The organism is Halomonas sp., assembly GCF_041689495.1.
In the GTDB taxonomy this organism is placed as follows: domain Bacteria; phylum Pseudomonadota; class Gammaproteobacteria; order Pseudomonadales; family Halomonadaceae; genus Halomonas.
This window is the reverse complement of record NZ_JBDNGD010000024.1, coordinates 1-9248: the sequence shown is the minus strand read 5'-3', so window position 1 is coordinate 9248 and position 9248 is coordinate 1. Positions and strand designations below refer to the sequence as shown.

Genomic DNA, 9248 nt, shown 5'->3' with positions numbered 1-9248 from the left:
ATGCATCGCCTGGAAACCGAACTGACCCCCCTGCCCGGGGTGTCCGAGGCGTTGGCGGCCCTGTCCGGCTACTCCATGGCAGTGGTGTCCAACGGCGCCGAGGCCAAGGTGCGCACCTCCCTGGCCAGCAGCGGCCTGGCCGAGCATTTCGGGGACAGGATCTACAGTGGCTATACGGCCAGGTGCTGGAAGCCCGACCCCAGCCTTTTCCTCTATGCCGCCGACCTGATGGGCCATGCACCGGACGATTGCGTGGCCATCGATGACTCCATCGTCGGCGTCAAGGCCGCCCTGGCCGCTGGCATGACGGTGGTCCACCTCAACCGCTACCCGGATGCCGAGGAGACCCCGGAAGGGGCCATCATGATCAGCAGCATGTTCCAGCTTCCCACCGTGGTCGCCAGCCTGACCCGTTCGCGGAACAGAGCCGTCTCCAGTCACTGAACGAGCGTTCCTCTCCTGGCCAATCCCCGATGCTGGACGATATCCTCTCCGTTGCAAACCTGACAGCCTCTTAGCCCTTGACGACCGAGGAGCCAACCCAACCATGGCCTCCCTGAAGGACCAATTGAGCGGACTGGTGTATTCCACCGAGCACGGCGATATCTGCCCCGACTGCCGCCACCCCCTGGCTGACTGCCGCTGTGCCGAGCAGGACGACCAACAACGCCTCGACGCACTCGACGGCATCGTGCGCATCCGTCGCGAAACGAGTGGGCGCAAGGGAAAGGGGGTCACCACGGTAACCGGAGTGCCCCTGGCAGAAGCCGAGCTCAAGACTCTCGCCAGGGCGCTCAAGAAGCGCTGCGGGAGTGGTGGCGCCCTCAAGGAGGGGGTCATCGAGATCCAGGGGGATCACCGCGAGACACTCAAGGCCGAACTGGAACGACAGGGCTTCAGGGTAAAGCTGGCGGGAGGCTGAGCGCCGAGAGCAAGGACGTCAGCCCTTGCTCGGCGGGCATCTCGGCCTTGAGCGTGAAGAGGTCATCGGCCCGGGTGCGGCCCAGGTTGAGGCAGGCGATCGGCTTGCCGGTACGCGCCGCACTCCGAGCGAAGCGAAAGCCCGAATAGACCATCAAGGACGAACCCACCACCAGGAGGGCATCGCTCTCCTCCAGGAATTCGAAGGCGCTCGCGACCCTGGAGGCGGGCACATTGTCGCCGAAGAAGACCACGTCGGGCTTCCAGATCCCGTCGCCACAGCGCCCACAACCGGGCACCCGGAAGGCGGAGAAATCCGTTTCCAGGTCGGCGTCGCCATCCGGCCCGATGCGGGCACCCGAGGTCAGCCAATCAGGATTGTGTTGCGCCAGCTCGGCGTGCAGGTCATGGCGCATGCGCAAGGCGTTGCAACCCATGCAGCGCACTCTGTCGGCCCGCCCATGCAGGTCGATCACGCGACGTGAACCGGCGAACTGGTGCAGACCATCGACATTCTGGCTGATCACGCCCGACACCCGACCGAGCGCCTCGAGCCGAGCCAGGGCCAGATGGGCCGGGTTGGGTCGTGCCTCGCTCAGGGCGCGAAAGCCCACCAGGGCCCGTGCCCAGTACCGCTGTCGGGCCGCATGACGTGCCATGAATTCCTGATGCGGCATGGGCGGGGAACGTTTCCAGTCGCCCTGCGCATCACGATAGTCGGGAATCCCGCTCGCGGTACTGATGCCCGCACCGGTCAGCACCGCCAGGCGCGGATGAGACACAGCAAAGGCGATCAAGGCCTCGAGATCCCCCTCGACCGATATTTCCCGCTCCTGCATGCCCCACTCCTCTCGTTTGAGCCAGCGATCATCGCCGTGACCGAGATCGCCCGATGGCGTTCAGAAGGTCGCGATTCGCACCCGGGTGGCACAGCGCCCCGATTCCTGCGGAAACAGGCTTTGCGCAGCGGGGAAATCGGCCAGGTGGTCGATATCGATGCCGATCCGCACCTCGGTCAACAGGCGATTGCCTCGCCCGCGACACTCCAGACGCAGCGCCCTGGCGGTCCCTTCGCCGAAGGCCGCCTCGAAGGCACCGACGAGGTCACGACGATAGACCTCCCCGCCCTGGTTGAGTACCACGTAGGCACCGAATGCGCTTTCGTTCACCGCCTGGAGGAGCGCTAACGAAGCGGCGAAATAGTCGTCTTCCGGCAGGCTCAGACAGGCCGCATGCTTGGCATACTGGTAGCGATCCAGGCAGCTTTCCCGCCCCGGCATGGCCTCATCCAGGGCGTCATCCAGGGGGGCGAGGAAACCGAAGGGTGGATGAGCCCGACAGAAGCTCCCGTCTGCCCGGGGTCGTTCCAGAAAACAGCCCTCCTCCCACCAGCGACGACGATCGACGCCCTCGGCGGCGAAACGCTCGGGCAGGGACGGCCAGAGCCCATGGAGCACGAAACCCTGCCGGCTACCCTGATACAGCGAGGGATCACGACACTCACGCGGTGGGTTCGAACGGCTCTCGCAGAAGCCGGGATGCCAGGTCAGGGCCAGGGTGTAGTGATCGAACCCCTCGGCCTCCAGGCGAGCCAGGGGGTCGGCAGCGGCCGACGGCGCCGACACCCAGATAAGGGCCATCAACAGGGCCAGCGTCATCACGCCTGAGTGCCTTGCTAGCGTCATCTCATCTGTCTCCCCGAAGTCGGCCGCCCATCTCCTGGGCCAGATCCACGGCATAGTGGTCGGTCATGCCGCCGATGAAGTCGAGCATGCGTCGGTAGCTGTCATACAGCGTCCAGGAAGAACGCGGGGTATTCTCGCCGATCAAGGCCAGGACGCGCTGGTGCTTGAAGGTCGAGCGGCCGGTGTGGTGCAGCTCGTGGGCGGCCCCGATGAAGGCCTCCAGGAGAATGCCTAGCGTCGTGTAGGCGCCGATCTCCAGCTTGGCCTTGCGCTCGTTCTGGAAGATACGCTCCCGCGCCAGCTGCTTGGCTGCGGTCACCCCCCACCCCAGATCGGGATGGCAGAGATCCAGGAGGTCATGGGTCAGGGCACCACTGCGCAACTCGCTCTCGTACTGGACGAAGACCGCCCCCACATCGTTGACCGCCCGCTCCATGGCCGCCCCTCGCAGTGCGGCAATGCGTCGCCGCTGGGAGACCCCGGTGCGCTGCATGTCGGCGTAATCCGGCGGCTCTCCGCCGGCGATCTGGGTCAGCACCTCGGCCACCTCCTCGAAGCGCAGGATGCCCATCTCCAGGCCATCCTCCAGGTCGAGGAGCGCATAGCAGATGTCATCGGCCGCCTCGACCAGCCAGGCCAGTGGATGCCGGCACCAGCGTCCCTGGCCGCGGGGCAGCAGACCCAGCCGCTCGGCCACCTGGGCCAGCAGCGCCGTCTCGCTCTGGTAGCAGCCGAACTTTCCCGCCGCGCCGCCGTGCTCCACGGTCCAGGGATACTTGAGCAGGGTCCCCAGGGTCGCCGTGGTCAGCCGCATACCGCCCCGGAACTGGTTGTACTCGATCTGGGTGACGATCCGAAAGCCCTGGGCGTTACCCTCGTAGGTCAAGAGGTCCTTGCGTTCCAGCTCGGAGAGCCCTTCAAGCAGGCCACTGCCGCTGCCCTCGGCATGCTTGAACCAGTCGCGGATGGCATATTCACCAGCATGCCCGAAGGGCGGGTTGCCGATGTCGTGTCCCAGGCAGGCCGCCTGCACGATCACGCCCATGTCCGCTGGGGTGATCCAGTCGGGAAGTCGCTCACACAGGAGTTCACCGACAATCATGCCCAGGGAACGGCCGACACAGCCCACTTCCAGGGAATGGGTCAGGCGGGTATGGATATGGTCGTTGTCGGTGAGGGGATGTACCTGGGTTTTGCGGCCCAGGCGACGAAAGGAACCGGCGAAGACGATCCGGTCATGATCCTTGTGGAAGGGGCTGCGGCCGATCTCGTCGCGGACGCCGCCGGAAGGCGTACCCCGCTTGTCATGCAGGCGACCCGGATCCAGCAGCCGCTCCCAACTCATCTGCGTCATGGGCAATCTCTCCTTGGACGCCCATTCTGGCAGCCTCGCGGTCCCTCGCCCAGCCCGAAGCCTTCAGCCGGCGTCGATCCGTCGCTGCCTGACCAGCCAGCCATAGACGAGACCCGCCGATATCAGCGTGATGGCGAAGGCATAGATGCCCACGGAAATGCCGCTGTTCCAGAGGATGTCCCAGTCGCCACCGGAAATCGCCATGGCCCGTCTCAGGTTGTATTCCATCTGGCCACCGAGCAACAGACCCAGCACCACCGGTACCGTGGGAATCTCGAGTTTCCTGAGGACATAACCGAGCACCCCGAAACCCAGCATCATGTAGAGATCGAAGGCGCTGTTGCCTAGCGAGTAGACGCCGACGAAGGCCACCATCACCACCATGGGCATCAGGAACCAGCCCGGCGCCCGGAGCACTCTCGCAAAGAGCCCCACCAGGGGAATATTGAGCACCAGCAGCATGAGGTTACCGATGAACAATGCCGCCACCAGTCCCCAGACCATCTCGGGTTGCTGCTGGAACAACAGAGGGCCGGGGGTAATGTTCATGGACAGCAGCAAGGCCAGCAGGATCGCCGTGGTCCCGCTTCCCGGAATACCCAGGGAGAGCATGGGAATCAGCGCCCCGCCGGCAGCGGCGTTGTTGCCTGCCTCTGGGGCCGCCACCCCTCGCGGGTCACCATTGCCGAAATCGCCGCGGCGTCCCAGCCAGCGTTTCTCCAAGGTGTAGGAAAGAAAGCTTCCCAGGGCGGCCCCGGCGCCCGGCAGCACACCAGCGATGAAGCCGATGAAGGAGCTACGGGTGATGGTGGGGGCACACGTCCAGGCGGTACGCATACCGGGGATTGCCGAACCGAGTTTCATGGTCGGCTTGTTGCTGTGGCGAATATCCTCGAGGAATACCAGGCATTCCGAGATCGCGAAGAGACCGACAAGGGCGACGATGAAGTCGATGCCATCGTAGATCTCGAACCAGCCGAAGGTGAAACGCGGCACACTGCTGACGGCATCGATACCCACGGTGCCCAGCAGCAGGCCCAGGCAGGCAGCGACGAAGCTCTTGGAGAGGCTGCCACTGGTCACGCCACCGATGGTGGCGAAGGCCAGCATGAAGAGGGCAAAGTATTCGGCCGGACCGAACCGGATGGCGAAGCCCACCAGCAGAGGGGCGAAGAGGGTCAGGCCGATGGTCGCCACGGTCGCCCCCACGAAGGACGCCACCCCGGTCAGGCCCAGGGCCTCGCCCGCGCGACCCTTGAGTGCCATGGGATATCCATCCATGGTGGTCATCATGGCCGGTTCATCGCCCGGGATGTTGAGCAGGATGGAACTGATACGACCGCCATACATGCAGCCATAGTAGATGCTGACCAGCAGGATCAGGGCGGCGGTCGGCGCCAGGTCGAAATTGAAGGTCAGGGGAATCATCAGCGCCACGCCATTGACCGGCCCCAGGCCCGGCAGGGCACCGAGCAGGGTGCCCAGGGCGCAACCGATGAGCGCCAGCATGAGGTGCTGGGGTTCGGTCGCCACTACGAACCCCTGGGCGAGATAAGCGAGAATATCCATGTCGACGGGGTTACCAGTTGAGGCCGGGTATATCCGGAAGCGGCATGCCCAGGGCAAATTCGAACAGAAGGTAGAGCCCAAGCGTCAGGATGACGCCGGAGACCAGGGATGGCTTCCAGTCGGCACCGAACAGTCGGATCAGCAGGATGAGGGCGATCAGGCTGGCCGGCAGGAAACCCCAGGGCTTGAGGAAGGCCGCATAGACCCCCAGCAGGAGCAGCGCACCGGCCTGGCGCAGCAGGGCGGCACGATGCGGCCAGCGCTGGTTCAAGCCGGGACGCAGTATCAGATAGAGAGAGAAGGCACCGAGCGGGACACTCACCAGACGGGGAAACACCCCCGGCCCCACCGGCTGCATGAAGCCGGTGGTGAAGGTGTAGGAATACCACCAGGCGAAGACAGCCAGAACCAGTAACACGGCCCCGGCAATGCGGTCGCCGATGACGCCGGAGACACGCTCGGTGAAGATATCCTGCTCACTCACTCCATGACCCCGATCTCTCGGGAAATCTCCTCGACGTCACCGATGGACTCCCGGACGAAGTCATTGAAGGCCTCGCCACCGCGCCACAGCGGCACCAGGCCATTCTGCTGGGCGACATCCTTCCACTCGTCGCTCTCATAGAGGGTCTCGAGGGTCTCGACCATGGCCGAATAGTCCTCGTCGGAGACATCGCCGCCGGTGTAGAAGCCGCGCCAGTTGTAACCGGTCACGTCGTAGCCCTGGGAAACCGCTGTCGGCAAGCCAGCGAAGGGCTCGGGAAGGGGTTCATCGGAGAGCACCGCCAGCACGCGCACATCACCGGATTCGATGAAGCCGGCGATCTCGCCGAGGTCGGTGGACACTGCATTCACATGGCCACCCATCATCTGGATGACGGCGGGACCGCCCCCGTCGTACTGCACCCAGCGCACGCTGCTGATCTGGTCAGCAGGCATCCCGGCCTCCTTGGCCAGCATCAGGGCGCGGATGTGGTCCCAGCCACCGGCGCCGGTGGAGCCCGCCATGGCCAGTGAATTCGGGTCATTGACCATGGTGTCGAGCAACTGGTCGAGACTCTCGTATTCGCTCTCGTCATCGACGAGGATGACCCCCACATCGGTGCCGAGCATGGCCAGCCAGCGCATAGTGTCCGCGTCTCCCGGATACTTGCCCTGGGCGATCTGGGTCATGCCCACCGTGCTCGTCGCCACGATCAGATTGCTGTCGTCCAACCGATTACCGGCGACATTGGCAAAGGCCACGGCCCCGACGCCACCCGGCATGTTGGTGACCTGGACTGGGCTATCCACCAGTTCGAGGTCGAGTAGCAGCTTGCCCACCGAACGGCAGGTGAAGTCCCAGCCGCCACCCGGGTCCGCCGGGGCGAGACACTCATCGATGGGCAAGGCCTGGCTGGGTGCACTGACGGCCAGGCCGAGACCCAGCAGGGTCGCAGCGGCGAAACCGTGGCGGGTGTGAGTAAAAATTGTCATCTTGTTGTTCCTCCATTTGTTTATATGGTCGAACGAAGCGGCCTACTTGCAGGGTAGTTCAAATCACGCCATGCGCACGCATGGCGGTGATCTCGCCATCCTCGACACCGAGCTCGCGCAGGATTTCCCGGCTATGTTCGCCGAGTTGCGGCGCGGGATGATGCACCCCTGCCGGGGCCTCACGCAGCTTTACCGGAAATCCCGTCACGGGAACCTTGCCCAGGCCCCCCTGGTCGAGATCGATCTTCATCTGCTGGGCCTGCACCTGCGGGTCCTCGAATGTCTCCCGCAGCGAATAGACACGCCCACAGGGTACACCGGCCCGGTTGAGGTGTTCTATCCATTCCTCGACGCGGCGCGTCTCGATGACCTCCGTCAGGCAGGCACGTAGCGCATCGCGATTGGCCATCCGGCTGGTATTGTCGGCGAAGCGTTGGTCAGCGAGCAGGTCGCGCCTGTCGAGGGCATCGAGCAGGCGCTCGACCATGGTGTCGTTGCTCGGCGCGATGGCCACCTCGCCGTCCTGCGCCCTGAAGAGCCCATAGGGATAGAGCATGGGATGGTCATTGCCGGTGCGTGCCGGCACCCGATCCGTGGCGAAGAATTCCGCGGCCAGGTAGCCCATCATCGCGATCAGGCCATTGGTCAAAGAGGTCTCGACGATATCGCCGCAGCCGCTGCGTTCTCTCCGCACCAGAGCCGCACAGATACCGAAGGCCAGGTTCTGGCTGGCCACCATGTCGCTGATCGGCGGTGCCGCTCGCATGGGCTCTGCGTCGGCAGGGCCGTTGACCCCCATGAAACCGCTCATGGCCTGGGCGATGAAATCATAGGCGGGGCGATCACTGTAGGGGCCGCTGGAACCGAAACCGTTGATGCGGCCGACGACCAGGCGGGGATAACGCTCACGCAGGGTCTCGTCGTCGAGACCCATCTTCGCCAGCACACCGGGCCTAAAGTTCTCGACCAGCACATCGGCCTCGCCGAGCAGGCGATGCAGGATCGCCTTGCCCTCCTCGCTGCGCAGGTCCAGCGTCAGTGACCGCTTGTTGCGGTTGAACTGGGCGAAGTACCAGCTGAACCCGTTCACCACATTGCCCTGGGAACGCAGTACATCCCCGCTTGCCGGCGACTCGATCTTGATGACATCGGCGCCGTGGTCCCCCAGCATCTGGGTGCAGAAGGGGCCGGAAATCACCCGGGTCAGATCGATGACACGAATACCCTCAAGGGAGCCCGAACCGGGGCGTTCGGACGACGTCATGTTCTCCCCAGGGCCGTCGGAACGGCGGAACAGTCACTCAGGGCCAGGCGTGGTCCGGCCTTGGAGACCTGGGCGGGCAGCGGACGACCCATCAGCCGGGTGGCGATACGGGCGGCGGCGATCATGCCATCCAGGTTGATACCCGTCTCGATACCCATCTCGGTCAGCAGGTAGACCAGGTCCTCACTAGCGATGTTGCCCGAGGCACCGGGGGCGAAGGGGCAGCCCCCCAAGCCACCGATGGAACTCTCGTAGCGCTCGACCCCCAGTGCCAGTCCCTGCATGACATTAGCCAGGCCGATCCCGCGGGTATTGTGGAAGTGCAGCGTAGGAGATAGCGTCGGCACCACCTCGCGAAGGTGGATGATGCGCTCGGCGACCAGCGGGGGCGTCGCCATGCCGGTCGTATCCCCCAACGAGAGCTGGGCCGCGCCCAGGTCGGCGAAGCAACGGGCGATACGACCCACCGTCTCCACCGGCACATCGCCCTCGAAGGGACAGCCGAAGGCGGTGGCGATAGCCCCACGAAGCGCTATACCGCTGCCCTGGAGTCGTCTGGCCACGGCCTCGAACCCCTCGAGGGAGGCATCGACACTGCGGTTGACGTTCTTGGCGTTGTGGCTCTCCGATGCCGAGACGAACAGCACCACCGAGTCCACTCCCGCCTCCAGGGCACGCTCGGCACCGCGCAGGTTGGGAACCAACGCCGACCAGTGCACGCCCCGGGTATCACGCAGCGAGGCGACGAGATCAGCGGCATCGGCCAGGGCCGGCACCGCTCGCGGGCTGACGAAGGAGGTCAGTTCGAACTCACGTACACCCGCCTCGACCAGAGCCCTGGCCAGCGCCATCTTCTCGGCGGTCGAGAGCAGGACCGCCTCGTTCTGCAAGCCGTCGCGAAGTCCAACCTCGGTGACATGAACCTGGCGGGGTGGGATGGCCGGGGCCGGTGATTCGAAATACATGGAAAGGTTGTCCT

At 64.8% G+C, this 9248-nt stretch carries 10 protein-coding genes; 2 read left to right on the top strand and 8 right to left on the bottom strand.

From position 1 onward, the window contains the following. Together ACESMD_RS00670 and ACESMD_RS00665 are read left to right on the top strand one after the other, a co-directional pair. The coding region (locus ACESMD_RS00670) for an HAD family hydrolase (RefSeq protein WP_372609374.1) at window positions 1-444 on the top strand (444 nt) is incomplete at its 5' end. Window positions 445-547: 103 nt separating this feature from the next. Further along, window positions 548-922 carry a translation initiation factor Sui1 gene (locus tag ACESMD_RS00665; protein ID WP_372609373.1) on the top strand — a complete coding sequence of 125 codons (375 nt, stop codon included), beginning with the start codon at window positions 548-550 and terminating at the stop codon, window positions 920-922. On the opposite strand, the gene ACESMD_RS00660 is transcribed toward ACESMD_RS00665, so the two are convergent. The 8 genes from ACESMD_RS00660 to ACESMD_RS00625 form a co-directional block, all read right to left on the bottom strand. After that, entirely contained in the window at window positions 897-1760 is an 864-nt protein-coding gene (locus tag ACESMD_RS00660) for an NAD-dependent protein deacetylase (RefSeq protein ID WP_372609372.1), read from the bottom strand. The genes ACESMD_RS00665 and ACESMD_RS00660 overlap by 26 nt on opposite strands. A 60-nt stretch (window positions 1761-1820) precedes the next feature. Continuing rightward, window positions 1821-2606 (bottom strand): ribonuclease I, encoded by a 786-nt coding sequence (locus ACESMD_RS00655; protein WP_372609371.1) that lies wholly within the window; start codon window positions 2604-2606, stop codon window positions 1821-1823. 1 nt (window position 2607) lies between these two features. After that, window positions 2608-3960 (bottom strand): deoxyguanosinetriphosphate triphosphohydrolase, encoded by a 1353-nt coding sequence (locus ACESMD_RS00650; protein ID WP_372609370.1) that lies wholly within the window; start codon window positions 3958-3960, stop codon window positions 2608-2610. Window positions 3961-4023: 63 nt separating this feature from the next. Continuing rightward, complete coding sequence (locus tag ACESMD_RS00645; protein WP_372609369.1) at window positions 4024-5529, bottom strand: tripartite tricarboxylate transporter permease; 1506 nt, start codon at window positions 5527-5529, stop codon at window positions 4024-4026. Between the two features lie 10 nt (window positions 5530-5539). Beyond that, complete coding sequence (locus ACESMD_RS00640; RefSeq protein WP_372609368.1) at window positions 5540-6013, bottom strand: tripartite tricarboxylate transporter TctB family protein; 474 nt, start codon at window positions 6011-6013, stop codon at window positions 5540-5542. Next, the gene (locus tag ACESMD_RS00635; RefSeq protein ID WP_372609367.1) at window positions 6010-7005 is read right to left on the bottom strand and encodes a Bug family tripartite tricarboxylate transporter substrate binding protein; all 996 of its coding nucleotides are present in this window, start codon (window positions 7003-7005) and stop codon (window positions 6010-6012) included. Before ACESMD_RS00635 ends, ACESMD_RS00640 begins: the two co-directional genes overlap by 4 nt. A gap of 58 nt (window positions 7006-7063) precedes the next feature. Continuing rightward, window positions 7064-8269 (bottom strand): CaiB/BaiF CoA transferase family protein, encoded by a 1206-nt coding sequence (locus ACESMD_RS00630; RefSeq protein WP_372609366.1) that lies wholly within the window; start codon window positions 8267-8269, stop codon window positions 7064-7066. Continuing rightward, window positions 8266-9248 (bottom strand): hydroxymethylglutaryl-CoA lyase (locus ACESMD_RS00625; protein WP_372609365.1); only part of this gene is annotated, 983 nt, incomplete at its 5' end. The genes ACESMD_RS00630 and ACESMD_RS00625, both read right to left, overlap by 4 nt.